General features: G+C 35.3%; 25 protein-coding genes. 18 read left to right on the forward strand and 7 right to left on the reverse strand.

The annotated features are described in order from the left end of the window. The first annotated feature begins 6 nt into the window (after positions 1-6). Positions 7-942 (forward strand): DNA-binding protein WhiA, encoded by a 936-nt coding sequence (whiA, locus tag AC4BB5_RS05370; protein ID WP_490458345.1) that lies wholly within the window; start codon positions 7-9, stop codon positions 940-942. 47 nt (positions 943-989) lie between these two features. Beyond that, on the forward strand, positions 990-1,184 hold the full coding sequence (locus AC4BB5_RS05375) for a hypothetical protein (protein ID WP_490458346.1): 195 nt from the start codon (positions 990-992) through the stop codon (positions 1,182-1,184). Positions 1,185-1,199: 15 nt separating this feature from the next. Here the strand turns inward: AC4BB5_RS05375 and AC4BB5_RS05380 are convergent, their stop codons facing one another. Next, the gene (locus tag AC4BB5_RS05380; protein WP_490458347.1) at positions 1,200-1,721 is read right to left on the reverse strand and encodes a DsbA family protein; all 522 of its coding nucleotides are present in this window, start codon (positions 1,719-1,721) and stop codon (positions 1,200-1,202) included. A 108-nt stretch (positions 1,722-1,829) separates the two neighbouring features. Beyond that, on the reverse strand, positions 1,830-2,426 hold the full coding sequence (clpP, locus tag AC4BB5_RS05385; RefSeq protein ID WP_010760682.1) for an ATP-dependent Clp endopeptidase proteolytic subunit ClpP: 597 nt from the start codon (positions 2,424-2,426) through the stop codon (positions 1,830-1,832). Between the two features lie 261 nt (positions 2,427-2,687). Here clpP and AC4BB5_RS05390 point away from each other — a divergent pair, with 261 nt between their 5' ends. After that, complete coding sequence (locus AC4BB5_RS05390) at positions 2,688-3,203, forward strand: hypothetical protein (protein ID WP_490458348.1); 516 nt, start codon at positions 2,688-2,690, stop codon at positions 3,201-3,203. 43 nt (positions 3,204-3,246) lie between these two features. On the opposite strand, the gene AC4BB5_RS05395 is transcribed toward AC4BB5_RS05390, so the two are convergent. Beyond that, the gene (locus AC4BB5_RS05395) at positions 3,247-3,984 is read right to left on the reverse strand and encodes a hypothetical protein (protein WP_490458349.1); all 738 of its coding nucleotides are present in this window, start codon (positions 3,982-3,984) and stop codon (positions 3,247-3,249) included. 531 nt (positions 3,985-4,515) lie between these two features. On the opposite strand from AC4BB5_RS05395, the gene ilvD reads away from it, so the two are divergent. From ilvD to AC4BB5_RS05430, 7 genes are all read left to right on the forward strand, one after another. Then, a complete protein-coding gene (gene ilvD, locus AC4BB5_RS05400; protein WP_490458350.1) occupies positions 4,516-6,207 on the forward strand; it encodes a dihydroxy-acid dehydratase in 1,692 nt (563 codons plus the stop codon). Between the two features lie 13 nt (positions 6,208-6,220). Beyond that, a complete protein-coding gene (gene ilvB / locus AC4BB5_RS05405; RefSeq protein WP_490458351.1) occupies positions 6,221-7,915 on the forward strand; it encodes a biosynthetic-type acetolactate synthase large subunit in 1,695 nt (564 codons plus the stop codon). Position 7,916: 1 nt separating this feature from the next. After that, a complete protein-coding gene (gene ilvN / locus AC4BB5_RS05410) occupies positions 7,917-8,399 on the forward strand; it encodes an acetolactate synthase small subunit (RefSeq protein ID WP_490458352.1) in 483 nt (160 codons plus the stop codon). Between the two features lie 54 nt (positions 8,400-8,453). Then, positions 8,454-9,449, forward strand: coding sequence for a ketol-acid reductoisomerase (gene ilvC / locus AC4BB5_RS05415; protein WP_086312186.1), 996 nt, complete (start codon positions 8,454-8,456; stop codon positions 9,447-9,449). Between the two features lie 88 nt (positions 9,450-9,537). Further along, entirely contained in the window at positions 9,538-10,791 is a 1,254-nt protein-coding gene (gene ilvA, locus AC4BB5_RS05420; RefSeq protein ID WP_490459030.1) for a threonine ammonia-lyase IlvA, read from the forward strand. Positions 10,792-10,929: 138 nt separating this feature from the next. Then, positions 10,930-13,272, forward strand: a complete 2,343-nt coding sequence (locus tag AC4BB5_RS05425) for an Ig-like domain-containing protein (protein ID WP_490458353.1) — start codon at positions 10,930-10,932, stop codon at positions 13,270-13,272. Positions 13,273-13,636: 364 nt separating this feature from the next. Next, on the forward strand, positions 13,637-15,505 hold the full coding sequence (locus AC4BB5_RS05430) for an acyltransferase family protein (RefSeq protein WP_490458354.1): 1,869 nt from the start codon (positions 13,637-13,639) through the stop codon (positions 15,503-15,505). Positions 15,506-15,685: 180 nt separating this feature from the next. Here AC4BB5_RS05430 and AC4BB5_RS05435 read toward each other — a convergent pair whose 3' ends face one another. Then, positions 15,686-16,207, reverse strand: a complete 522-nt coding sequence (locus tag AC4BB5_RS05435) for a GNAT family N-acetyltransferase (protein ID WP_490458355.1) — start codon at positions 16,205-16,207, stop codon at positions 15,686-15,688. A gap of 24 nt (positions 16,208-16,231) precedes the next feature. After that, entirely contained in the window at positions 16,232-17,059 is an 828-nt protein-coding gene (locus tag AC4BB5_RS05440; RefSeq protein WP_490458356.1) for an NUDIX domain-containing protein, read from the reverse strand. A 238-nt stretch (positions 17,060-17,297) separates the two neighbouring features. On the opposite strand from AC4BB5_RS05440, the gene AC4BB5_RS05445 reads away from it, so the two are divergent. Together AC4BB5_RS05445 and AC4BB5_RS05450 are read left to right on the forward strand one after the other, a co-directional pair. Then, positions 17,298-17,843: a biotin transporter BioY gene (locus AC4BB5_RS05445; protein WP_490458357.1), complete on the forward strand. Its 546-nt coding sequence runs from the start codon at positions 17,298-17,300 to the stop codon at positions 17,841-17,843. 4 nt (positions 17,844-17,847) lie between these two features. Continuing rightward, positions 17,848-18,162 carry a CHY zinc finger protein gene (locus AC4BB5_RS05450; protein ID WP_490458358.1) on the forward strand — a complete coding sequence of 105 codons (315 nt, stop codon included), beginning with the start codon at positions 17,848-17,850 and terminating at the stop codon, positions 18,160-18,162. A 151-nt stretch (positions 18,163-18,313) separates the two neighbouring features. Here AC4BB5_RS05450 and AC4BB5_RS05455 read toward each other — a convergent pair whose 3' ends face one another. Together AC4BB5_RS05455 and AC4BB5_RS05460 are read right to left on the reverse strand one after the other, a co-directional pair. Continuing rightward, on the reverse strand, positions 18,314-19,501 hold the full coding sequence (locus tag AC4BB5_RS05455; protein WP_490458359.1) for a toxic anion resistance protein: 1,188 nt from the start codon (positions 19,499-19,501) through the stop codon (positions 18,314-18,316). 61 nt (positions 19,502-19,562) lie between these two features. Continuing rightward, positions 19,563-20,225, reverse strand: a complete 663-nt coding sequence (locus AC4BB5_RS05460; protein WP_490458360.1) for a 5-bromo-4-chloroindolyl phosphate hydrolysis family protein — start codon at positions 20,223-20,225, stop codon at positions 19,563-19,565. A 274-nt stretch (positions 20,226-20,499) separates the two neighbouring features. Here AC4BB5_RS05460 and AC4BB5_RS05465 point away from each other — a divergent pair, with 274 nt between their 5' ends. The 6 genes from AC4BB5_RS05465 to AC4BB5_RS05490 all read left to right on the forward strand — a co-directional run bounded on the left by AC4BB5_RS05465 (position 20,500) and on the right by AC4BB5_RS05490 (position 24,964). After that, the gene (locus AC4BB5_RS05465; RefSeq protein WP_490458361.1) at positions 20,500-21,198 is read left to right on the forward strand and encodes a hypothetical protein; all 699 of its coding nucleotides are present in this window, start codon (positions 20,500-20,502) and stop codon (positions 21,196-21,198) included. A 285-nt stretch (positions 21,199-21,483) separates the two neighbouring features. After that, positions 21,484-22,068 (forward strand): NUDIX domain-containing protein, encoded by a 585-nt coding sequence (locus AC4BB5_RS05470; RefSeq protein ID WP_490458362.1) that lies wholly within the window; start codon positions 21,484-21,486, stop codon positions 22,066-22,068. Further along, positions 22,065-22,361 carry a cell wall synthase accessory phosphoprotein MacP gene (macP, locus tag AC4BB5_RS05475; RefSeq protein WP_490458363.1) on the forward strand — a complete coding sequence of 99 codons (297 nt, stop codon included), beginning with the start codon at positions 22,065-22,067 and terminating at the stop codon, positions 22,359-22,361. Before AC4BB5_RS05470 ends, macP begins: the two co-directional genes overlap by 4 nt. Positions 22,362-22,377: 16 nt before the next feature. Next, on the forward strand, positions 22,378-23,070 hold the full coding sequence (locus tag AC4BB5_RS05480; protein ID WP_490458364.1) for a 5'-methylthioadenosine/adenosylhomocysteine nucleosidase: 693 nt from the start codon (positions 22,378-22,380) through the stop codon (positions 23,068-23,070). A gap of 31 nt (positions 23,071-23,101) precedes the next feature. Next, positions 23,102-23,650 (forward strand): cysteine hydrolase family protein, encoded by a 549-nt coding sequence (locus AC4BB5_RS05485; RefSeq protein WP_490458365.1) that lies wholly within the window; start codon positions 23,102-23,104, stop codon positions 23,648-23,650. A gap of 213 nt (positions 23,651-23,863) precedes the next feature. Beyond that, positions 23,864-24,964 (forward strand): low temperature requirement protein A, encoded by a 1,101-nt coding sequence (locus tag AC4BB5_RS05490; RefSeq protein WP_490458366.1) that lies wholly within the window; start codon positions 23,864-23,866, stop codon positions 24,962-24,964. The last annotated feature ends 126 nt before the right edge of the window (positions 24,965-25,090 follow it).

Raw genomic sequence — 25,090 nt, forward strand, 5'->3', positions numbered from 1 at the left:
GGTAGGTTGTCTTTTGCAGCAGATGTAAAAAAAGAGCTGACGACTTTAGAAGTTCATCGGGAACATGCCAGAGCGGAATTAGCTGCTTTGATTCGGATGAATGGCTCATTGAGTATTGTAAATCAGCAATTTGTACTGAATGTTCAAACAGAGAATGCAGCGATTGCCAGACGAATCTATTCTCTTTTAAAAGATCATTATGATGCTCGCTCAGAATTATTAGTTCGAAAAAAAATGAAACTAAAAAAGAATAATGTTTATATCGTACGATTAAAACAAGCCACAAAAAGTGTGTTAGCTGATTTAGATATTTTAGACGGTATGATGTTCAATACCCATGTATCAGATGATATTATGGGGAATGCACAAAAAATGAGATCCTATTTAAGAGGAGCTTTTATGGCTTCTGGATCAGTTAATAATCCGGAAACAAGCCGTTATCATTTAGAAATATTTTCCATTTACGAAGAACATAATGATGATATTTGCCAGATGTTGAACTATTATGATTTAAATGCGCGAACATTGGAACGACGGAATGGATATATATCCTATTTAAAAGGCGCTGAGCGGATTGCTGATTTTCTTACGTTGATTGGTGCGACAAATTCAATGTTGAAATTTGAAGATGTTCGCATTGTTCGCGATATGCGGAATTCAGTAAATCGCTTAGTCAACTGTGAAACAGCGAATCTTAATAAAACGATCGATGCAGCCTCAAAACAAATTGAAAATATCCAGTATATTGAAAGTGTTGTAGGCTTAGCTGCCTTACCTGAAAAGTTGCAGGAAATTGCAGAATTACGGTTAGAATATCCTGAAGTGAGTTTAAAAGAATTAGGCGAGATGATTCCATCAGGAGCAATTTCAAAGTCAGGAATCAATCATCGCATTCGAAAAATCAATGAATTTGCTGATAAACTAAGAGAAAAAAGTGCGTAACTTCTGATAATTGCTAAGCTAAATTAGCAGAAAGTTTGGTGAAGAGGATGGGCGTAGAAGATAGAGATTTTATTATGAGGCAAATCAAGCAACTTGGAGAAGGTTTAGGAAATTTTCTTGGAAAAGAAGATGTAGACAAGATTTTAAGTTTCAGTGAAGATGCTGAAAAAGAAGTTGAAGATTCTTCATTAGAAAAGAAACAAGCAGATAAAGCTAAAAAAAATGAGGCAAAGCCTAAGTAGCTTTGCCTCATTTTTTTATTTTCCTTCTAAATAGTTGATTAATTCTTCTTTTGTTACTGATTCATCAAAGATATGTTCACCAATCACGATTGTTGGTACAAATTTAATATTAGCCGCTTCTGCTTCTGTAATTACTGCTTGGATAATTGCTGGCTCTTCTTTTTTAGACAATTGTAAATTATCTTCAGCAAACACTGCTACATCTTCTAGAGAAAGATTTCCCCACTGATCTTGAGTAGCATATATTTGTTTTAAGTCAGTCAAGCCTTTTTCGGGTAAATCATAATTGATATGGTGGTGCATAACATTACCACGTTGTAGACTTTCTTTCTCTTTATCAAATAATTTGATGATTCGTTGGACTTTACCATCTTTAACATACTTATTCAACAAGTCAAAAGACTCTTCAAACCATTTTTTACAATAAGGGCAACGCACATTCATAAATTCCACCATTTTTATTGGAGCTGAGTCTTTTCCAATTGCCAAACCATTTTTTGTTGTTACTTTTGTTGCATCAATAATTGAAATATCCATCTTGTTAACATCCTTTCATTTCTTCTAATCCTAAGTGTAGCGCTTTTTGTCGCTAGTTTAAATAAAAATGCCCAAAATTTTCAAAAGAAATTTTGGGCAAGTAGGCTATTATTTGCTTAAAGAACTGCTATTTTCCATCACTTCATCGATCAAACCGTACTCTTTTGCTTGTTGAGCAGTCATGAAGTTATCACGATCTGTATCTCGTTCAATGACTTCAAGTGGTTGACCAGTGCGTTCTGCCAAAATTTTATTTAAGCGGTCACGGGTATCAAGAATATGTTTTGCTGCGATTTCGATCTCTGTTGCTTGACCTTGAGCGCCACCTAATGGCTGATGGATCATGATTTCAGCATTAGGTAAAGCAAAACGTTTGCCTTTTGTACCAGCTGTTAATAAGAAACTTCCCATAGAAGCTGCCATTCCAAGAACGATTGTTTGCACATCTGCTTTTACAAAATTCATTGTGTCAAAAATCGCTAATCCAGCAGAAACACTGCCTCCAGGTGAATTGATGTAAATGTAGATATCTTTCTCAGAATCTTGTGCATCTAAAAATAATAGTTGTGCAATAACTGAGTTAGCTACATTATCATCGATCGGACCACTTAACATGATGATTCTATCTTTTAATAATCGTGAATAAATGTCATACGCTCTTTCTCCACGAGATGATTGTTCAATGACTGTTGGTATTAAATTCATAGTATATTCCTCCTATATAAAAAACTCTTCAAATCATTTTATCACAAAGCATACCTTAATGCTTAAAAAAAGTATACTTTATTGGTCAATAAAGGTCAACTTTAATGCACTGAAAAAAATGTATAATCAGCTTGCTAAATAGAAATGAAACTTATATGAAATTCATTGTTAATCCTTTGTTTTTTTTATCTTATTTTTTTGCGCTTGTGAAAGAGTATGTTATACTGAAAAAATAAGAATGAAAAGAGTGAGGGAATCCGAATGGTTGTTTTTATTGCAGGGATAACTGGCGTTTTGATCGGCGCAGTTATTGTATCGATTGGTGTTGCTTTACGTGTAACATATGATGAACGCAAAGCAGTACGTTATCGAGAACTAGAAAATTTTGTCAAAGAAATAGAAACACTGAATCTTTTGAACAAAAAAATTAATGAAATTCTACAAAAAAGAGATATTTATGTAGATAAATCCGTGAATTTCCTATCTATGGATGATTGTTACATTAGTATTGACGATTTTATTTATTTAGAATCTTTCTCAGCTCAAAATAATTTTTATTTGCCAACTTACTTGATAGAAGAGTTTTTCAAGAAAATCGCTCATAGAAAAGTTATTTTAACACCAGACGAAGTGATTTCAATGGGTGGCAGTACTTATAAAGGCGGGCGTTTGATCTTAGAAAGTTTTTCAGAAGAATTACTTTCTATTATTGAAGATAAAAAAAGACAAATGAAACGTTTGACTCACAAGCCTTTGTATTATTTTCAAAGAAACTAAAAAAACTTCTGAGACTCATAAACAGAGTCTCAGAAGTTTTTTGTTATTTCCATTCAGCTAAACTATTCTTATATAAATCAAATGTTTCTTGTGGAATATCCCCGTTCATTTGAATTAGGAAAAAGCGTGTCTCATTCCCAAATGTATGAGAATAGAGTATGCCTGATTGTTGACCCAATTCGTCATAATAACTTTTTGTCTTAGTTAAATCATCTAATTTTTCAAAAGTCATCACTCTGGCATTTTTGTATTTGTCTGTCATATCAGTGCTATCGGCGTAGAATGGATCTTCTTCAACACCAAAAATATAGGCAGATTTAGCATAAGTTGGTGCTGCACCAAAATCTTGCGGTTTTTTCATTTCTTGTACGTAATGGACAGCCAATCCTTCTGTTTGGAAGCGAGTAATTAATTCTTTTGCTGATAAATTTGTGAACTTATCTTTCAAAGCAGGAACCTCTTCAGTCACGTTCTTTTTGCGACTCGTATACTCTTCAACTTTATTTTTATTGTCGATAGATTCAAAATCATCTTGAGGTAGATTTTTAAGTTGTTTTTCTAATTCGTTGATTTTTTCTAAAGAGACTTCTTTTTTTATGAATTCTTTTGTATCATCTGTATAACTATCGGTTATCTCTTTTTCAATATTAGACAGTTTCAGATCCGCTTTTTCAAAAAGTACTTTTGTATCATTTGAATTCACGTTATTTTCTTTAGCTGTACATCCTCCAAATAATAGAATACTAACCATGGAAATAATAATTGCAGTTGTTTTTTTCATAAATAACTCATCTTCCTTTTCAATTAAATAAAAATAAATCGGTTACAACCCCTACACTTTAGCATATCTCATCCTTGTACACAATGTAAATTACTATGTTTATTGATTATCAAACATTAAGTAAGAAAGGCTTTGCTGTTGTTTTTAGAATTTTCTGAATCTTTTTATCAAATTTTATTGACATTCTCATTTATTAGGTATATAGTTAACAAAAGCTTTTATTTATCACATGCTATTTTAATCTTTATAGATTTTTTAAAAGAGGAGACCATTGCCATGAAAAAGACAAACAACAATCACGTATTAGTCATTATTTTATCGTGTAGGACTTAGAACACTGAGAAATTTCGCAGATGTTTGAGTCCTGTTTGTCTTTGGTAGATGGGGTTCTTACTAAGACATCCCATTAATTAATGGGATGTCTTTTTTTGTAAAAAGTATTGTAGAGAAGCAAGTGAAGTAAATACAAAAATGAATCAGAAGAGTAAAATCAAGCTCTTCTGTAGACAATTGAATTGGAGTGGATGAGAAATGCGTAGTGACCAAATAAAAAAAGGAATTGAAGCTGCCCCCGCTAGAAGCTTGCTTTATGCAACGGGTCAAGTAAAAAATGCCAAAGATATGCAGAAGCCGTTTATAGCAATTTGTAATTCTTATATTGATATTGTACCCGGTCATGTGCATTTAAGAGAGTTAGCTGACGTTGCCAAAGAAGCAATCCGTGAAGCTGGAGGTATTCCTTTTGAATTCAATACAATCGGGGTAGATGACGGAATTGCTATGGGACACATTGGTATGCGCTACTCACTGCCTAGTAGAGAAATCATTGCAGATGCGGCAGAGACAGTGATCAATGCCCATTGGTTTGATGGAGTCTTTTACATTCCAAATTGTGACAAAATAACTCCAGGTATGCTTATGGCAAGTGTTCGAACGAATGTCCCAGCAATTTTTTGTTCAGGCGGACCTATGAAAGCAGGCGTTGATCCAAGAGGACATACAACCACACTTTCTAATATGTTTGAAGCTGTCGGTACATTTAAAGAAGGTAAGATGACGGAAGAAGAATTTAATTTTATGGAACAAAATGCTTGTCCAACTTGTGGCTCATGTGCTGGTATGTTCACAGCCAATTCTATGAATTGTTTGATGGAAGTTTTAGGAATGGCATTGCCAGGTAATGGAACGATACTAGCTGTATCAGATGAACGGAGAGAACTTGTTAGAAAATCAGCTTTTCATTTGATGGATTTAGTCAAAAATCAAGTGAAGCCAAGAGATATCATCACCAAAGAAGCAATTGATGATGCTTTTGCACTAGACATGGCGATGGGCGGTTCAACTAATACAGTATTGCATACTTTAGCAATCGCCAATGAAGCTGAGATCGACTACAACTTAGAGGAAGTCAACGCAATCGCTGAACGTGTTCCTTACCTATCTAAAATTGCGCCATCATCTGCTTACTCAATGCATGATGTTCATGAAGCCGGTGGTGTTCCAGCTATTATGAAAGAGCTGGTAGATTTAGGGAATGCAATCCATCCGGATCGTATCACCGTTACAGGGAAAACGATTCGTGAAAATGTTCAGGATGCAGTAATCAAAAATGAAGAAGTTATCCACCCAAAAGAAAATCCTTACAGTCCTGTTGGTGGTCTATCCATTTTATATGGAAATATTGCACCAAAAGGCAGTGTCATCAAAGTTGGTGGAGTCGATCCATCAATCAAAAAGTTTGTAGGTAAAGCAATTTGTTTTAGCTCTCATGATGAAGCGGTGGCAGCAATCGATGATCATACTGTAAAAAAAGGTCATGTTGTAGTTATTCGTTATGAAGGGCCTAAAGGTGGACCAGGAATGCCAGAAATGCTAGCACCAACGTCTAGTATTGTTGGAAGAGGCTTAGGGAAAGATGTTGCTCTGATTACGGATGGTCGTTTTTCAGGAGCGACTCGTGGAATAGCAGTAGGACATATTTCGCCAGAAGCAGCAGCTGGGGGTCCGATTGCACTGGTTAGAGATGGCGATGAAATTGAAATTGATTTAACAAATCGAACATTAGAATTGCATGTTTCAGATGAAGAGTTGGCTAAAAGAAATGACCAATTGCCAAAATTTAAAGCAAAAGTAAAAACAGGATACTTAGCTAGATATACGGCATTGGTAACATCAGCTCATACAGGAGGAATCATGCAGATTCCAGAAGATTTGCTAGACTAGAGGAGGGAAGCTCATGGCAGAACAACAGGGAAAAATGAAAAATGGTTCAAGGATTTTAATTGATGCGTTGTTGAAGCAAGAAGTAGAGATGATTTTTGGATATCCTGGTGGAGCAGTTCTTCCTCTATATGATGCATTATATGATGGCGATATTCCACATATTTTGACAAGACATGAACAAGGTGCTGTTCATGCAGCTGAAGGATATGCAAAAGCGACTGGCAAACCAGGCGTTGTTATCGTTACTAGTGGTCCTGGTGCGACAAATGCGATTACGGGTATTGCTGATGCAATGAGTGATTCGATTCCTATGATTGTTTTCACTGGACAAGTAATTACAGATGGCATTGGCAAAGATGCTTTTCAAGAAGCAGATGTTATCGGGCTGACAATGCCGATCACCAAAAATAATTATCAAGTTAGGGAAACAAAAGAATTACCGAGGATCATAGAAGAAGCGTTTCATATAGCAACGACTGGTAGAAAAGGACCTGTGGTGATCGATTTACCGAAAGATATAACCATCATGGAAACTGATGCAGATACTGAGGTCAAACTAAACTTACCAAGTTACCAGCCAACAGTGAAACCAAATAAACTTCAAGTGAAAAAGTTGATGGAGGCATTAACGGTTGCCAAAAAACCATTGGTATTAGTTGGCGCAGGAGTCTTGCATGCGGATGCAGGAAAAGATCTAGTCGAATTCATTAACAAGTATCAAGTGCCAGCGTTAAGCTCATTGCTAGGATTAGGCGCAGTACCGACAAATAATGAGCTTTTTCTAGGAATGGGCGGTATGCATGGCTCGTTTGCAGCAAACATGGCATTGACGGATTGCGATTTTTTGATCAACATAGGTTCCCGTTTTGATGATCGGTTAGCCAGTGCGCCAAAAGAATTTGCTCCTAATGCAGTGGTTGCTCACGTTGATATTGATCCAGCCGAAATTGGTAAAACGATCGAAACGCAAATTCCAATCGTGGCTGATGCCAAAGAAACATTAAAAGAAATGTTAAAAATCGAGGTAGAATGCGTAGATACTGAAGATTGGAAAAAGCTTAATCTTTCAAGGAAAAAAAGACATCCATTTAAATATGATAAAGAACAAAAAGCGGAAATCAAACCGCAAAAAGTTGTAGAATTTATCGGTGAATTGACAGAAGGCGAGGCAATCGTTGCAACTGATGTAGGACAGCATCAAATGTGGGCCGCTCAATTTTATCCATTTAAAAATGAAAAGCAACTTGTAACAAGCGGTGGCTTAGGAACAATGGGGTATGGTGTTCCTGCTGCAATCGGCGCAAAATTAGGCTGTCCTGATAAAGAAGTCGTCCTTTTTGTTGGTGATGGCGGGTTCCAGATGACGAACCAAGAATTAGCTATTTTAAATATATACAATATTCCAATCAAAATCGTGATTTTAAATAACCGGTCATTGGGGATGGTACGTCAATGGCAAGAAAGTTTCTTCGATGAACGTCGCTCAGAATCAGTTTTCGAAACGCAACCTGATTTTGTGAAGATGGCAGAAGCTTATCATATCAAAGGAATTAGAATAGAAGATCCAAAAACAGTAGAAGCTGAATTAACAGAAGCATTTAAGGAGACAGGGCCTTTGTTGATTGAAGTCATGGTATCACCAACGGAACATGTATTACCAATGGTTCCAGCGGGCAAAGCAAATTATCAGATGCTGGGGGTGGACTAAAATGAGACGTATTATTACAGCGACAGTCAATAATAATTCCGGTGTCTTAAATCGCTTTAGTGGTGTGCTGACACGACGACAAGTCAATATTGATAGTATCTCGGTAGGTCCGACAGAATTAGATAATGTTTCACGGATCACCATCGTTGTCCAAGTGGCAGATTTAAAGGAAAGTGAACAAGTAACAAAACAATTAAATAAACAAATCGATGTGATCAAAGTTTCCGACATAACAGATGAAGCGCATTTGGAAAGAGAGCTGGCACTAGTCAAAGTCAATGCACCAGCAGCCGTTCGCGCCGAATTATTTTCGGTGATCGATCCATTTCGAGCGAATGTAATCGATGTTGGGACACGCTCTGTCGTGATTCAAGTTACAGGCACTAGCGAAAAAATCAGTGCTTTCGTGGATGTCGTTGCACCTTACGGCATTAAACAATTAGCTCGAACAGGTGTTACAGGATTTACTAGAGGCAACAACTAAAAACAGGTCTTAAAGCATACGCTTATAAGCATAAAAAATTTGGAGGGTTCAACAATGGCAAAAGTATATTATGATAACTCAGTAGAAAACAATCAATTAGAAGGAAAAACAATCGCAATTATTGGTTACGGCTCACAAGGACATGCACATGCGCAAAACCTTAGAGATAATGGCAATCAAGTAATCATCGGAATTCGTGAAGGGAAATCAGCAGAAGCTGCTCGTAATGATGGTTTCGATGTATTATCAGTTGAAGAAGCATCTAAAAAAGCAGATGTAGTCATGATTTTAGCTCCAGATGAAATTCAAGGAGATCTTTATGACAATGAAATTGCACCAAATTTAGAAGCTGGCAATGCGTTAGCATTTGGTCATGGCTTCAATATTCACTTTGATGTAATCAACCCACCAAAAGATGTGGATGTTTTCTTAGTTGCTCCTAAAGGACCAGGGCACCTTGTTCGTCGTACCTTTACAGAAGGATTTGCAGTACCAGCTTTATTTGCTGTTTATCAAGATGCGACAGGTAAAGCGAGCGATGTTGCTTTATCTTACGCTAAAGGAATTGGTGCTACTCGCGTTGGAGTACTAGAAACTACCTTTAAAGAAGAAACTGAAACAGATTTATTCGGTGAGCAAGCAGTATTATGTGGTGGTTTAACCAGCTTGATTGAAGCAGGGTTTGAAACATTGACCGAAGCTGGCTACCAACCAGAACTAGCTTATTTTGAAGTATGTCATGAATTGAAATTGATTGTTGACCTTATTTATGAAGGAGGATTTGAGAAAATGCGTAATTCTATCTCAAATACTGCGGAATACGGCGATTACGTTTCAGGTCCTCGTGTTGTAACGGCGGAAGCAAAAGCAAACATGAAAGACGTTCTAACAGATATTCAAAACGGTAAATTTGCTAAAGGATTTATCGATGATAATAAAAACGGCTTTAAAGAATTCAATCAAATGCGTAAAGAAAATGCTGGACACCCGATTGAAAAAGTTGGAGCAGAATTACGTAAAATGATGCCTTTCGTTTCAAGAGAAGACTAAAAATAAATAGTAAATAAGAGGCTGAGAAAATAGCTAAATGCTTCTATCTCAGTCTCTTTTAATTACATATAAAGGTGGGGAGAATTTGTTGAAACTAACAAAAACAAACGTTGAAGAAGCATATGATACGCTAAAAGATGTAGTGACAAAAACACCATTGCAGTATGATATGTACCTATCACAAAAATACCAATGCAACGTTTATTTAAAAAGAGAAGATTTACAAAAAGTTCGTTCATTCAAATTAAGAGGAGCGTATTATGCGATTAAACAAACTCCTCATGATATGCTAAAAAATGGTGTTGTTTGTGCCAGTGCCGGAAACCACGCGCAAGGAGTGGCTTTTACCTGTCATGAAATGAAAGTCGGAGCTACGATTTTTATGCCAACGACGACACCTCAACAAAAAATTTCTCAAGTGAAGTTTTTTGGCGGAGATGAAGTAACAGTAAAATTAATTGGCGATACCTTTGATGCATCTGCTAAAGCTGCCAAAGAATACGCCAAAACCAATAATCAAGCATTTATTGATCCTTTTGATGATTTAAATATTATGGCTGGGCAAGGAACGGTAGCTGTTGAAATATTTCAAGAAGCAAAAGAGTCCGAATTTCAAGTTGATTACTTGTTGGCAGCAATCGGTGGAGGCGGATTAGTTAGTGGGGTTTCGACATATACAAAAAGTATCAGTCCAACTACAGCTGTGGTTGGTGTAGAGCCACTCGGAGCTCAATCAATGCGGGCGGCATTTAATGAGGGAAAACCAGTAATGCTAGATAGTGTCGAAAAATTTGTAGATGGAGCAGCAGTCAAGCAAGTTGGAGATCTAACATATGAACATGCTCTTGAGTTTGTTGATGAGTTATTAGCAGTGGACGAAGGTCAAGTGTGTTCAACGATATTAGAGCTTTACACCAAACAAGCAATCGTTGTAGAACCCGCAGGTGCCTTAAGTGTTTCAGCATTAGAGTTGATTAAAGACGACATTATAGGGAAAAACGTGGTTTGTATTATTAGTGGTGGCAATAACGATATCAACCGAATGGAAGAAATCGAAGAACGTTCATTAATTTTTGAAGGACTAAAACATTATTTTGTTATCAATTTCCCTCAGCGTCCAGGTGCTTTAAGAGAGTTCGTTACAGATATTTTAGGCCCAGATGACGATATCACTCGTTTTGAGTATACTAAAAAAGTTAATCGGGGTACTGGACCTGTTGTATTAGGCATTTTATTGAAAGATAAAGAAGAACTACCCAATTTATTGCAGAAAATGTCAGAGTTCGATCCTAAGTATATTGACTTAAGTGATAACCCATCATTGTATGCGCTACTTGTTTAGAATAAGTAGAGGTAATCTAATGAGAAAACATGAAAAAAATTATTATAGTATTTTGTACAGAAAAGTAATCACAATTGGAGTTTTATAATTGTTGAAAATAAAGTATTATTAATTAAATATCTCTTCGAGAGGATAAATATGAATAATACTATAAAAAAAAGAGTTTCAACTATCATAATTTTAATCTTAATACCAATACTTTTTTTTACTTATAAATATTATCAAAAAATTAATAGTAGTAATTTTCTAGTCAAAGCAGAAATAGCGCAAACAAAATCTGTTGCAAAACAAAATTTATTATTATCTAATAAATGGGTTCCCACATCTGAAATCACTTCAGAGAGTGGCAGAAAAAGAATTAAAAGAGATAGTTTTTTAACATCTGAACTGATACAGATTACTGGTTGGGGGCAGTCAAAATTAACAAATGAAGGGTTATACGCTATCAACTTTCAAAGGGACTACGGTGTTGTTTCAGAAACTACAAGTTATTGGATTACACCTAAAGTTGGAGCTAGTCAAAAAGTAACGATTGATGTTGGTAAGTATTACTTATACTCCTTTGATGCGCAATTTAATAATGATTCGTCATTTGCGGATGACATATACTATGAAATGAATAGTGATCATATAAAAAACTGGTGGTTTTTCCCAAAAAAAAACAGTTGGATTAATAAAAAAAAGAGTTTTATCGCTAAGTCAACTTCTGAAGAGGTGTTTTTTTATGCACCTTCAGCAAATGACACTTATACAAGTGTTGAATTTAAAAATATACAATTAATTGATATTACGGAAGAAGTATTAAATTTTCTTGCTCGTATAGATGCTCTTTTTACAAATGAGACACGAACTGAACTAAAGTTAAGTACAACCCAGAAAAAAATTGATATTTTAAAAGATGAAAGAGTTGTTTACGCGGATGTCCTATCAACCGCAGATAAAGATAAAGCTACATCTAGGTTAGCAGCAGCGCAAGAGTTACTAGATAATATCACTATGTCTTTAACGATAGATACTTTGGAGGATAATCCGGCACAATCAGCAAGCCATACAATTAGAGGAAAAACAGCTCCAAATGCTTTCTTACACTTCAGCAGTAATTTTCAATCGTTTTCAGAAGGTCAATTGAGTTCTGAGGTGGAGCAGGATCAAACAAATTATCACATTCGAGCAGATCAAACGGGTAGTTTCCAGTATACCTTACCAGAAAATACCTACTTTAAAGCTGGAGAGATATTGACCGTCAACAGTATGTTGAATGGAAAGGTAGCAACAGTAAACTCCGTTGTCAAAGATACAACATCGCCAACTCAGCCAACTATTAATCCGTTAAAAGATACTGATAACAATATTTCAGGTACTGCTGAACATCAGTCCACAGTCAATATCTATGATGAACAAGATAAAAGTTTAATTATTTCTGGTCAATCAGGAGCCGATGGGCAGTATACAATAAACATTCCAGAAGCACAAAGACCTTTAACGCCATATAAAAAATATTATGTGACTGCTACAGATGATGCAGGAAATGTCAGTATCCAATCAACGAGCCAAACCGTAGCAGATACAATGCCGCCAACAGCTACGCCAGTGAAACAAATATTAACATTAGGTGAGCAATTGCCTGAAATAGGAAAACTAGTTGTTGGAATTGCTGATAATGCTGGGGTTGAACAAGTGTCAATATCCCAAACCAAAAGCCCAGACATATCAAAAATCGGGTATACAACAGCAGAAATTACATTAACAGATGCAGCAAAAAATAAAACAGTTATACTAGTTCCCATAGTCATCAGAGATGGAAAAACGGTCTTAGATGAAAACTATTTACTAGATGCAAAAGATTTTACGATTGAAGCCGTTTATTACCCGGAAACTGAAGAAGCACAAAGAAAATTTTTATTAGAGCAAAGTCAAGTATCCGCTTGGGATATTATTAAGGGAAAAAATGTTATTACGCAAGTAACAATCGATAAAAAGAACCTTGTACGAGAACCTGGAATTCATAAAATCACGTTTCAGGTCGGTAATTTGAAAAAGGAAATCACTATTAATTTGACAGCAGGAGATTTAGTTTTCGATCAGTTACCAAAAAATATGTCATTTGGAAAAGTGATGATCCGTTCCAAGGAACAAAAAATAAAATCTGAAAATAATATACAAATTTCTGTGAACGATACACGTTTTATGGCAAATGATTGGCGCTTATTCGCTCAATTGGAACGACCGTTACAAACGAATGAAGGCAATTTAATGATTGGCGGTATCTTTTTCCAAGAAAAAGATGAACACGGTAATTGGGTGGAGAAAATAATCGATGACAAAATGACTACAGAAGTATTTAGAAAAACAAAAGCTATCTATGGAAAAACAACAGTTGATTTTTTTGAAGATAAAAAAATTATGCTATCGGTTTTACAAGGAAATTTCAATAAACTTTATAGCGCAAATATTATTTGGACATTGGAAAACGCTCCATAAAGTAACAATGAAATAGGTTCTATCAGATTGGATAATAGACAAGATTAAATTCTTGCATATTGTCCAATCTTTTTTTTGATAAAAATATCTAAAGTTTGCTTAAAAAGTTGAAAAAAAAGAGAGAGAGTTCTTGCCATTTGTTCCGAAAGAACGTATATTAAACTTACTACATTAAATCGGTCAGAAAAAACAACGACCGTCAAAGAACATGAGCCAGATAGAAATTTTTTTACACTTCTACGGACCTCCTTTTGGGTCAAATACGACTTATTTTTTCTATCATCTGTCAATTTTAAATCATGGTTCCTTTGTTAAAAATTACTCGAAATATAAAAAAAAGTATATAAGTAAAGTTGGAATATAAATGAATAATAAAAAAAGGTTAGAAAATCGCCGTTATATTACCGGGTTCGATGGGATTCGAACTATTGCGGTTGTCGGCGTGATTCTCTATCACTTGTTCCCTAATATAATGCGTGGGGGCTATTTAGGCGTTCCCATTTTTTTTGCGGTGTCCGGATACCTAATTACCGATTTGCTAAGACAAGAATGGCTTCAAACTGAAACAATCGATGTTAAAGGATTTTATATTCGTCGGATGAAACGCCTTTACCCAGGCTTAATTGCTATGCTCGTAACGGCATCTGCCTATATTGTGTTTTTTCAAAGAGATTTACTGAACAACTTACGAAGCGTCGTCGCCAGCAGCGTATTTTACTATAATAATTGGTGGCAAATTTTTAGAGGATTTTCTTATTTTGATCGTTTTACGACACAGTCACCGTTTACTCATATTTGGTCATTAGCGGTTGAAGCTCAGAATTATTTGATTTGGCCATTGTTATTTATTGTTCTTAAAAGGTATGTTAAACATAGCGGAAAAATATTTGGTTTGATTATGTCACTAGCTGTCACTTCAGGTATTCTGATGGCAGTTCTATATACTCCTGGATCTGATCCAACGAGAGTTTATTATGGAACGGATACAAGACTGTTTTCTATATTGATGGGGAGTGCTCTGGCTTTTGTTTGGCCGAGCTTCCGCTTAAAAGAAGAAATTCCGATAAAAGCAAAAACATTGCTGAACGGTGTCGGTGTTGCTTCATTAATTGTATTATTGATTTCTTTTTTATTTTTAGCAGATCATTTTTCCTTTGTGTATTATGGGGGAATGTTTATTGTCAGTATTTTTGCTACGATTTTAGTTGCAGTCACAGCGCATCCAGGAGCAGATATAAATCGATGGCTGACAAATCCAGTATTTACATGGTTTGGAAGAAGAAGTTATGGAATTTATTTGTACCAATTTCCAGTCATGATCTTTTATGAAGCAAAAATAAAAAATCTAAGCGACCATGTATTTCTTCACTCTCTAATTGAAATTGCATTGATCTTAGGAATCAGTGAACTTTCCTATCGTTTTATTGAAAAACCACTAGGCAAATTTTATTATCAATATACTTGGTTTGCAATTAAAGATTTCTTTCGTAAACCGTGGATATCAGTGCCTAAGGTAACTGCCTTAATTAGTGTGGTTTTATCATGTTTTGCACTTTTTGCGTTGGGAGTTGCGCCTTCTAATGAAGTAACAGCAGAACAAGAACAGTTGCAAAAAAATATTGAAGCCAATAAGAAGAGAGCAGATCAAAGAAAAGCAGAGGAAAAAGCTAAAAATGAAGGTAAAACAACAGAGTCGACAAAACAGTCAACGGTTGTGCCAGAAGGGAATTTTGATTTAACTGCAGAAGAAGTCAAGAAGGCACAAGGAATGGAAATTACGGCTTTTGGAGATTCGGTTATTCTTGATGCGGCTGCTGGTTTACAAGAAATTTTCCCTAAGATGATTGTGGATGGTGAAGTTGGCAGACAGTTGTATACCAGTGCACCGGTCATCGAAAAATTAGATAAAGAAAAATTATTGAAAAATAATGTTTTAGTTGGACTAGGAACGAATGGATCCTTTACTGAAGCTCAATTTGATGAGTTTATGACAGCAATCGGTTCTAAACGAAAAGTTTATTGGATTAATGTTCGGGTACCAACACGCAGATGGCAAAATGAAGTCAATGCTATGCTAGAAACGATGAAGAAGAAATATAAAAATTTAGTGGTTATTGATTGGTATAATTATAGTAATGCGCATGATGAATGGTTCTATGATGATCGGGTTCATCCAAATGTAGATGGTCAGGTAAAATATTCAAGCTTTATTGCGAAACAGATTGTAAAATAAATGAACAGGAAGATGAGACAAAACGGATTTTTAGTTTTGACTCATCTTCCTATTTTATTGTAAGGGAAATTACAGTCTTTAATCGAATGAAATAAATACATACACAATGATAAGGAATGACAAATCAATAAAAGCACTAAAACAAATTACGATACAGGTAATTTATTTTAGTGCTTTTATTTAAGTTAATACTAATTGATAAACGACTCGCTTACCATCAGTGACAGGCAACAAAATTTCTCCTTGGTAAGTGAACCCAGCTTTTTTTATTAGTTGTTGCATCGTTTTATTTTGGGGATGTGTGTCAATACGAATATCTAGATAGCCGTTTAATCTAGCCGTAGTAATGAGATAATTCATTAGAAGTAGTGCCAAACCTTTCCCTTGATAAGTCGGATCAAGAGCTACTCGGTGGATTGTTGCATAGGGTTGATTAATTTGTTGCCACTGGCCTTTTGTAATCTTTTCATAAGGTAGTTCAATAGTGGTCGTAAGAATTCCTAAACCCGCTATGGATTGATCAAAAATTAATACATAAGACTGTTGTAGCATAATATCTTGTTTTAATAGCTTTTCACTGGGACCTTCACCATTTTGCCATTGCGGAATATTTTTATCAAGGAGGAGTTGTTTTGCCGATGTAATGATTTCCATGATTTTTGGTAGGTCCGAGGGCACAGCTTTTCTTAAATATACGACCATGTCACTTACCTTTCTTATCAATAGTTATTTTTTATATGAATCCTCAGGTTTTAGCTGATAAATTTTCGAAGGACGTCCGATTCCTACAGGGCGTTCGCCGATCTCTTCAAAATGATGAAGCATCGCCTTTTTAAAATTCGAGTGATCAATCGTTTTATAATCGATGCCGGAAAACTTAGCAAAAACTTTGCGAGCTTCTGTAATAGTAAAATCTGTACCTAAAACTTGAAGTACCTGTGGATCATGTTCCATTTTATTCGCTACTCGATTAAATGCTTTTAAAATGATTTCGCTATGATCAAAAGCTAAGGTATCTTTTCCAGTAGATGCACCTGTGTTTAAATCTAAAATAATTTCTACATCACTGTTTGTAAGAGAAAGGGTGCTGTCATTACGTTCCATCGTAAACCATCGTACTTCTTTTGCATCATCTCCAGCGATCAATGGTTCTTCACCGATAAACGCCAAATAACTGATAGTCACTACCCAGCCACGAGGATCCCGATCGGGTCTGCTGAAGCTGTGGAGCTGCTCGATATTATCTTTAGAAATGATTACTCCAGTTTCTTCTTTTGTTTCTCGTAACACACTTTCTCCAGTTGATTCATTGCGGTTTACAAAACCACCAGGTAAAGCCCAAGAGTTTCTGTAAGGGTGTCCTTTTCGTTTAATTAGGAGTATTTTCAATTGGTCTTCTTCTTTGTTATAACACATCAAGACAATATCCACAGTCAGAGAAGGTTTTTCGTATTCAGGAAGTTCTTGTTGATGGTACCATTTTAGAAAATCAGCTTCATCGGCTTGTTGTTCATAGTATTGCTTTTCTTCTTCCTTTGAACTAAAGTGTGTCAAGTTATTCATCCTCTCTAAATTAGATAAAAGTAATTTTTACTTTATTGTATCATTCTCAACAGGAAAAACAACTAAAGACATGTAATTTTATTTTAATGTGTTTTTTTATTGATTGATTTCTAAAAAGCTGAGGAATTAACGGGAATACAGTTAACTTGTTTTTGTTTTTGGTTGACATTAGTTTGTGGAAGTAGTATTTTTAATTGTATAAAAAATGTTTATATTTTGGAGGGAACGAATGAAAACAAAAGATATAACGAAAATAGCTATTATGATCAGTATTATTATTGTTTTAGGCTTTTTTCCACCAATCCCAATTAGTCTTCTACCCGTGCCAATTGTTATTCAAAATGCTGGTTTTATGCTTAGCGGTTTACTTCTCGGGAAAAAAAATGGAACAATTGCCACGCTGCTTTTTCTATTACTTGTTGGAATAGGTTTTCCGATTTTGGCAGGTGGAAGGGGTGGAATGACTGTCTTTTTCGGTATTACGGCAGGATATCTTTTAGCATACCCCTTTGCAACATTCTTTATCGGTTGGTTGACTGAAAAGTTTAATCCCAATAACCAAAATATTGCTTATGCATTTGGAATTACGCTCCTTTTTGGTGCTTTATTTATTGATTTTTGTGGAGCCGTGGGTGTCAGTATTTTATCAAATGTATCATTGTCAAAAAGCTTGCTAGGTAGTTTGGCGTTCATTCCAGGAGATGCTATCAAAGCATTTTTGACAGTCATTATCGCAAAAAGAATCTCAAAATCACTTTCCCAAAGGAGAGACTAATTTGGTGAAAATATTTGGTTCTACACTTGACAATGAGGGGAGATGCATTCATTATCACTCCTCAGTAGATGTGGTTGCTAACAAGTGTTATTTCTGCAAAAAATATTATGCTTGTTTTCATTGCCACGATGAAGTAGAAAATCACATTTTTTTATCTTGGCCAATCTCAAATGACTCAAATACAAAAGCTGTTCTTTGTGGTAATTGTCAGTATGAAATGACTGCTAGAGAATATAAGGAGCAAAATAAATGTTTGAATTGCAATCATTTGTTTAACCCGAAGTGTTCAATCCATGACCATATCTACTTTAATAAATAGAGGGGATATAAAACCAACCAAGCAATGGATTGGATCAAATCAAAGGCAGCTATTTAAAACCCGCACAATGCATAAAACGCATTGTGCGGGTTTAGACTTACTAACAAGTAATAAAACAAAAAATACGAGTTGTTGCTTTGTTATTTGTATTTTATTGAGTTAGTTCCAGTAATTTGTTCTTCAAATCTTCTTCCATATGACCTAATTCGATCTCTGCAGCTCGACGTTTTTCTTTACCTTCTTGCTGGATTCGTAAGGTCTCTTGAATCGTTTCAACTAAATCATTTTGAGTTTTTTGTAGCGTATCGATATCCACGATACCACGTTCATTTTCTTTAGCTGTCTCGATTGCTGAGATTTTAAGCATTTCAGAATTTTTCTTCAATAAATCGTTCGTTGTTTCAGAGACTTGTCGTTGTGCTGTAACAGCATCTTTTTGACGTAACAAGGTCAATGCGATCACTACTTGATTTTTCCAAAGTGGAATTGCAGTATTGATTGATGCTTGAATCTTCTCGGCTAGCGCTTGGTTAGTATTTTGGATCAAACGAATTTGCGGAGCTTGCTGGATCGTTATTTGACGTGCTAAACGTAAGTCATGAGTTCGTTTATCTAAACGATCCAAAAATTGGGTATAATCATTAGCAATTTGGACATCCATTTGATCTCCAGACTCTTCAGCTTTTTTCATAGCTTCAGGGATGATGGTGGTTTGTAGTTCTTCCATCTTCAACTCACCAGCGGCAATGTAAATATTCAAAGCGTCAAAGTAGTCTTTGTTTTTATTATACAATTGATCCAACATTAAATTATCTTTTAATAGACCATTTTTTTCGTGATCTAGTTTGATTGATATTTTATCAATTTGAGCGCCGATTTTTTGATATTTAGCAGTGATTTCAAAGACAGATTGTTTCACTTTTCCAAGCATTTTTGAGAAGAAATTTCCTTCACCAGCTCTAAGTTGATCAGGATTAGCCTCACTTAAACGATACATCAAATCAGTCAATGAATCACCGACAGGCCCGATGTCTTGAGCTTGTACATGATTTAACATTGATTGGGAAAACTCACTTAATTTTGTTTGTGCAGCAGAACCATAAGTGATCACGGCTTGTGAGTCTTGGACATCGATTTTTGAAGCAAGCTCTCTTGCTTGTGCTTGTCTGTCTGCTGGTAGTTTGTCAACTAAACGAGCAGCAACCTGCTGATCTTGTAAAGCAGAAATTTCACTTTGCTGTGTTGTTGTCAATGAATCTACAGGTGTTGAAAACGGGTTATTTAATAGATCATCCAGTGTATCATTTACTGGCGTTACATCTTTGTGTTCATTTTCCATTATGGTTCCTCCTAAATTTAAAAGCGTCGCTAAGCCGCATAGCTAGAGAATATAAAAGCAATTACTCTTTGTTGTCACTTTCATTATCTCTTTTTAAGCTATTTTTAGCAACGGATATCTCAACATCTAAATCTTCTAAATCATCTGCTACGAACTGTTCATAGTCTTTTTTGATTAGTTTTGAAACTTGATCGATGATTTGAGCACTTTCTTCTAATTTCTCATACGTTTGTTTGTTTTTGATTTCATGATCGTCGATTTCTAAATATTTTCCTGTTAAATCAACTAGGTTAGGTAAGTGAGTGTATAGAAAGTGATTAGCTAAGTGTAATTTTTTTGGATCTTTGACCAATTCTTTAAATAAGGCTTTTGACACTCGTAATGTATCGTTACGTAAATCAATGGCTCTTAATTTAGTAGAAGTGCTCATATTCTCTTGTAATTGAACGATTTGTTTTTTAGCTGTATTCATTGTGTCTCGGAAAAAATCGATCTCCTGATCTGACATCCCAATAGTTTCATAGTGTTCCTCTTTTGATTTTGTAAGATTAGGCAATTGCTCTTCTTTTTTTCCACCCTTACTCTTTGATCCGGTAAAAAGTAGCACTAATAGAATCAAAAGAACCACGATAACTGCTGGTAGATGCACACCAGTAATAAAACGCAGAACTAAGCCTGCTAAAAATAAATAAGCAATTACTTGTATAAGTTTTCCTCTTCTCATTTAAATTCCCTCCAATCATTCATTCCATCGAAAGTTACTATCCTTCGCTATATAAGTTATTTTAGCACATTCTAGTCGATAAAGAATATCAGTCCAAAGGTTGATTTTGATATTTAGAGAAAATGTAAGAAATGGCAAGAAAAAATAGAGTATTTTACTACTTTAGATGTAGAGGGAATAAAACTGTTCACAAAAAAGTCAAAAAGAAATATGAGAAAAATTAAGGAACGTGAGGTATAATGGAGGTAATGATCAGAATAAAAGGAGAAACATTGTGAATAAATTTAAAATCGTTACTATACTATTAGTGGGATTGGTGATCACAGGCTGTTCTGGACGTAAGGATGTAGAAGCATTTGATGATGATGACGTTTATATAGAAGATACAAGTTCTAGTATGGAAGAATCTACTTCCTATGGAGATGATGAAGTATTCTACGAACCAAGAGATAAGTCTGAAACAAGCGATACTGCGGATGAGAACAAAGCAGCTACTGAAGAAACGAAAGCCCCCTCTGATGACTCCAAAGGCAAAATAGAAGTAGTCAAAACCAAAAATGGTGATTTCAAATTTGAGCTGCCAGATGGCTGGCAGTCAGTTGAAGCGAAAGAATTAAGTGATAATGCAGATGTTAGTTTGAAAAATACTTCAAAAGAAGAATATTACATGGTTTTGAGTGAAGCTAAAAAAGAGTTTGACAGTTTTGATGCATTTAAAAACTCTGTTGATTTATCTGATTTAGGTGAGAGGACAGAGGAACAGAAAGAATCAATCAAGTACAATGGACTTAAAGGTGAACGTCGCACGTTTGTTGCCATCAAAGATGGCGTAGAGGTATTCTATATCTATGATTTGATAGAAAGTAAAGATCATTACCTCCAATGCATTAGTTGGACGCTCGCTAGTAAAAAAGATAACAACAAAGAAGAATTGATTAAACTAATGAATTCTTTAGCTGAATTATCGAAATAAGTAAAGTCAAAAAAATGTAATGAAACTTTAACGGGAGAAGTAAAACTAGCAGTCTAGTTTTATTTCTCCTTTTTATGATAGCAATAAGAGGCTGCTTCAATGGTTAATGACTGGTATAATAGGGGAAAGCAAATCGTTCCCATAAACGTTTAAATAAGTGTGAACAACTAAATGAAATAGTATAAAATTCCCTATATATAGCCAAGAAAGGATTCACAAAAAGAACGATAAGTGATAAAATTTCAAAATTAAGGTATTATATCCATAGAAAGATTGGTGAAGGACATGATGAACTTTGAAGAGTTTGAGGAAAAAACGATTTCCAGAAAAGAGATATTTAAGGGGCACATCATTGACGTTGTTCTAGATGAAGTACGCTTGCCAAATGGCGAGACGAGCACACGTGAATTAGTTTTCCATCCAGGAGCCGTTGCGGTCATTCCCATTACAGCTGATAATAAAATGATTATGGTCAAGCAATTTAGAAAACCGATGGAAAAAGTTCTTTTAGAAATCCCAGCTGGCAAAATCGATCCTGGCGAACATGACCATCCGAAAGAAACTGCTGAAAGAGAATTAGAAGAGGAAACGGGGTATCGCGCGAATCAGTTTACCTTTGTAACATCCATGTATGTTTCTCCTGGTTTCGCAAACGAAATTCTTCATATTTATTATGCCGAAGATTTAGAAAAAGTACCTAATCCACGTCCGCAAGATGATGACGAGGTTTTGGAATTGTATACATTAACATTAGATGAAGCAAAAGCAGAAATTACCAGTGGACTTATTTGTGATGCAAAAACGATTTTTGCCGTTCAGTACTGGGAATTACAGCAACTAAAAAAGCTGCTGAAGGAGGATAACCGATGAGTAAAGGTCCGCTGGTTACTCGGACAGAATTACGGAGACGAAAAGAAGAAGCTGATAAAGAAGCACAAAAATTATTTGAGCAGGAACAAAAAGAAGCTGATAAAGAGTACCGTAAAAAAGAAAAAGAAATATCTAATTTTTACCGAAAAGAGCATAAGAAGCAAAAAGAAATCACTAAATCACGTTCAAATGAGCAAACCAAAATTCGTGAACGCAGCAGTACGCTTACGAAAGCGATCATTGTTGTGGCAATTTTGTTGGCTATTGTAATATTTATAGTATTGAATTTATAGAGAAGAGGAAATCACGATGAAAATTGGTATTATCGGTGCAATGGATCAAGAAGTAAAAATTTTGAAAGAAGCGTTATCTGATACTCGATCTTGGGAAAGAGCTGGGGCTGTATTTGTTTCAGGTTCTTTAGGGCGTCATGAAGTGATTGTTGTGCGGTCTGGAATTGGTAAAGTTTTATCCGCAGTGACAACTACTTTGTTGATCCATCAATATGGTGTAAATATGGTGATCAACACAGGTTCAGCCGGAGGTATTGGTCAAGGCCTTGCTGTAGGTGATGTAGTGATTGCTGATAAACTGGCTTATTTTGATGTTGATGTTACAGGGTTTGGCTACAAACCAGGACAATTACCAGGGATGCCCTTGTATTATGAATCAAGCGATTATTTAAAATTAGAAATGAAAAAAGCAGCTGAGAAAACTGGCATGTCGATTCATCATGGTTTGATCGTAACAGGGGATTCCTTTGTTAATGATCAAACAAAAGTGAAAGAAATTATTGCTGAATTTCCAGAAGCTTTAGCTTGTGAGATGGAAGGTGCGGCAATTGCCCAAGCAGCGGCGCAATTCAAAATCCCATTTTTAGTTGTGAGAGCAATCAGTGATACCGCTGATCATGAAGCGTCTCAAACTTTTGATGAATTTATTGAAGAAGCAGGCGAAAAATCTGCACAAATGGTAATCAATTTTGTGGAGCATCTTGTTTAATCTCTTCTACTTTTAAAATGGAGGTTTTAGAATGAAAGCATTGATTTCAATTGATTACACGAATGATTTTGTTGCAACGAATGGCGCTCTTACAACGGGTAGTGCAGGGCAAGCAATTGAGAACTCTTTGGTAGATATAACTAAAAAATTTACTGAAAATAATGACTTTGTGGTTTATGCGATTGATCGCCATGATTTAAATGATCCTTATCATCCGGAAAAGGCCTTATTTCCACCTCATAATATTGCAAGTACGGATGGCCGAAACCTTTATGGGAAACTGGCTGAAGTGTATGATAAAAGTCGAGAACAGGCCACTGTGTATTGGATCGATAAGCGTCATTACTCAGCGTTTAGTGGGACAGACCTAGATATTCGTCTACGTGAAAGAGGTATTACGGAGGTTCATTTAGTCGGTGTTTGTACGGATATTTGTGTGTTGCATACAGCTGTAGATGCTTATAATTTAGGTTATAAAATTGTAATCCATAAAAAGGCAGTTGCCAGTTTTGATCTTGTTGGACATGAATGGGCATTAAACCATTTTAAACACACTTTAGGCGCAACCGTAATCGAATAAATTAGAAAGAAATTGGGACAAGAGCTTTTTTACCAATGTTTATTCGAATTTTAAAGGATTGAGAGCTAACTTGAATAGTTAGCTCTCAATTCCTTTTTTATTTTTAATGACAAAAAGTAGCAAAAAGGGTCACTATTTTTGTAATAAACACAGGATCGAGATTATAATAAAAAAGAACCATATTAACTATCAATTCAGAATGGAAGTGATCGAATGCAGGTGCTAAAGAAAGAGGTTTCCGAGTTCGAACTGTTTTATGATTTGATTTTTGCTTATGCAATCAGCCAGATTGCATCAATTTTGTTTGTTGGTGCGGATCAGCAGTTTTCCTTCATGAGCCTTGGCGAATTTTTTATGTTGACGCTAGTTTTTTGGACAATTTGGACCTATCAAACTGTTTTTGCGAATCGTTTTTCTATTAAAAATAAAGTAAGCGCATTGTTCTTATTTTTTGATATGTTTTGGGTGATCGTTTTAGCTCAAGCTATCAATGTTGATTTTGAGAAAACACATTTTACTTTTGCAGGAGCGACCTCTATTTTATTTTTCAGTATTGCTTTACAGTACTATTTAAAAATGAGAAGTACAGAAGATACTATTGTTAAAAAATTATGTAATCAATTAACGATTGTCTTATGTGCGAGCGGAGTGATCGGTTTTATTACGATTTTACCTTGGGGGACTTATCCTATTCGTTTTGGGGTCTATGTTTTATCTGTTTTTATTACAGCATTTTTTCCGATCATCATGAAAAAAGCATTAGAAGATTTTCCTACAAATTTCGGGCATCTAACGGAACGCTATAGTTTGTTTACGCTATTATTGTTTGGTGAAGCAGTGATTTCTGTCGCTAATACGATTATTTTTAATAAGATAAGTATTGGCAGTGTCCTCTTCTTTTTATTAGTTGTCGTGCTGTTTTTATTTTACAATGCGGTGTATAAGACAGGAATCAATCGGCAGAAGGCTACAGCAGGTTTAGTTTTGATTCATTCTCATTATTTTGTCTTTGTAGGACTGGGTTTATCGATTGTTTTGTATGAAAACTATGTGGAAGGTAGCATCAAGCCACTATTCTTTATTCTATGTTTAGCAGCTAGTTTGCTTTGTTATTTAGGTGGAACCATTGCTAATATGATCATTTATACAAAAAAAGAACATAGCTATCTTCCTTTTATTAGTAAAAGTACACTTTATTTTGCGGCATGGATTGCAATCAGTTTGATTATTCAAGATTTTATGGTACCATTTTTACTTCTGAATCTGATATTTTTATTATTTTTACTTTATAAGGTCAAACAAGAACTTAAATAAGAAAGTCAAAAACCTCAGCCATTCATTCGGTTGAGGTTTTTTTAGATTTAAGAAATAATTAATAATTGTTTAAGAGACCAATTAAGAACTACTTGGTAAAGTTAGTATGTTAAAAGAAACGGAGCG

It is taken from the genome of Enterococcus sp. AMC1252 (assembly GCF_058216515.1).

Bases quoted from the DNA above. Each gene is read 5' to 3' on its own strand.
- AC4BB5_RS05375 (WP_490458346.1), top strand. From the start codon at position 990: ATGGGCGTAGAAGATAGAGATTTTATTATGAGGCAAATCAAGCAACTT.
- AC4BB5_RS05380 (WP_490458347.1), bottom strand. From the start codon at position 1,721: ATGGATATTTCAATTATTGATGCAACAAAAGTAACAACAAAAAATGGT.
- clpP (WP_010760682.1), bottom strand. From the start codon at position 2,426: ATGAATTTAATACCAACAGTCATTGAACAATCATCTCGTGGAGAAAGA.
- AC4BB5_RS05390 (WP_490458348.1), top strand. From the start codon at position 2,688: ATGGTTGTTTTTATTGCAGGGATAACTGGCGTTTTGATCGGCGCAGTT.
- AC4BB5_RS05395 (WP_490458349.1), bottom strand. From the start codon at position 3,984: ATGAAAAAAACAACTGCAATTATTATTTCCATGGTTAGTATTCTATTA.
- ilvD (WP_490458350.1), top strand. From the start codon at position 4,516: ATGCGTAGTGACCAAATAAAAAAAGGAATTGAAGCTGCCCCCGCTAGA.
- ilvB (WP_490458351.1), top strand. From the start codon at position 6,221: ATGGCAGAACAACAGGGAAAAATGAAAAATGGTTCAAGGATTTTAATT.
- ilvN (WP_490458352.1), top strand. From the start codon at position 7,917: ATGAGACGTATTATTACAGCGACAGTCAATAATAATTCCGGTGTCTTA.
- ilvC (WP_086312186.1), top strand. From the start codon at position 8,454: ATGGCAAAAGTATATTATGATAACTCAGTAGAAAACAATCAATTAGAA.
- AC4BB5_RS05425 (WP_490458353.1), top strand. From the start codon at position 10,930: ATGAATAATACTATAAAAAAAAGAGTTTCAACTATCATAATTTTAATC.
- AC4BB5_RS05430 (WP_490458354.1), top strand. From the start codon at position 13,637: ATGAATAATAAAAAAAGGTTAGAAAATCGCCGTTATATTACCGGGTTC.
- AC4BB5_RS05435 (WP_490458355.1), bottom strand. From the start codon at position 16,207: ATGGTCGTATATTTAAGAAAAGCTGTGCCCTCGGACCTACCAAAAATC.
- AC4BB5_RS05445 (WP_490458357.1), top strand. From the start codon at position 17,298: ATGAAAACAAAAGATATAACGAAAATAGCTATTATGATCAGTATTATT.
- AC4BB5_RS05455 (WP_490458359.1), bottom strand. From the start codon at position 19,501: ATGGAAAATGAACACAAAGATGTAACGCCAGTAAATGATACACTGGAT.
- AC4BB5_RS05460 (WP_490458360.1), bottom strand. From the start codon at position 20,225: ATGAGAAGAGGAAAACTTATACAAGTAATTGCTTATTTATTTTTAGCA.
- AC4BB5_RS05470 (WP_490458362.1), top strand. From the start codon at position 21,484: ATGATGAACTTTGAAGAGTTTGAGGAAAAAACGATTTCCAGAAAAGAG.
- macP (WP_490458363.1), top strand. From the start codon at position 22,065: ATGAGTAAAGGTCCGCTGGTTACTCGGACAGAATTACGGAGACGAAAA.
- AC4BB5_RS05480 (WP_490458364.1), top strand. From the start codon at position 22,378: ATGAAAATTGGTATTATCGGTGCAATGGATCAAGAAGTAAAAATTTTG.
- AC4BB5_RS05485 (WP_490458365.1), top strand. From the start codon at position 23,102: ATGAAAGCATTGATTTCAATTGATTACACGAATGATTTTGTTGCAACG.
- AC4BB5_RS05490 (WP_490458366.1), top strand. From the start codon at position 23,864: ATGCAGGTGCTAAAGAAAGAGGTTTCCGAGTTCGAACTGTTTTATGAT.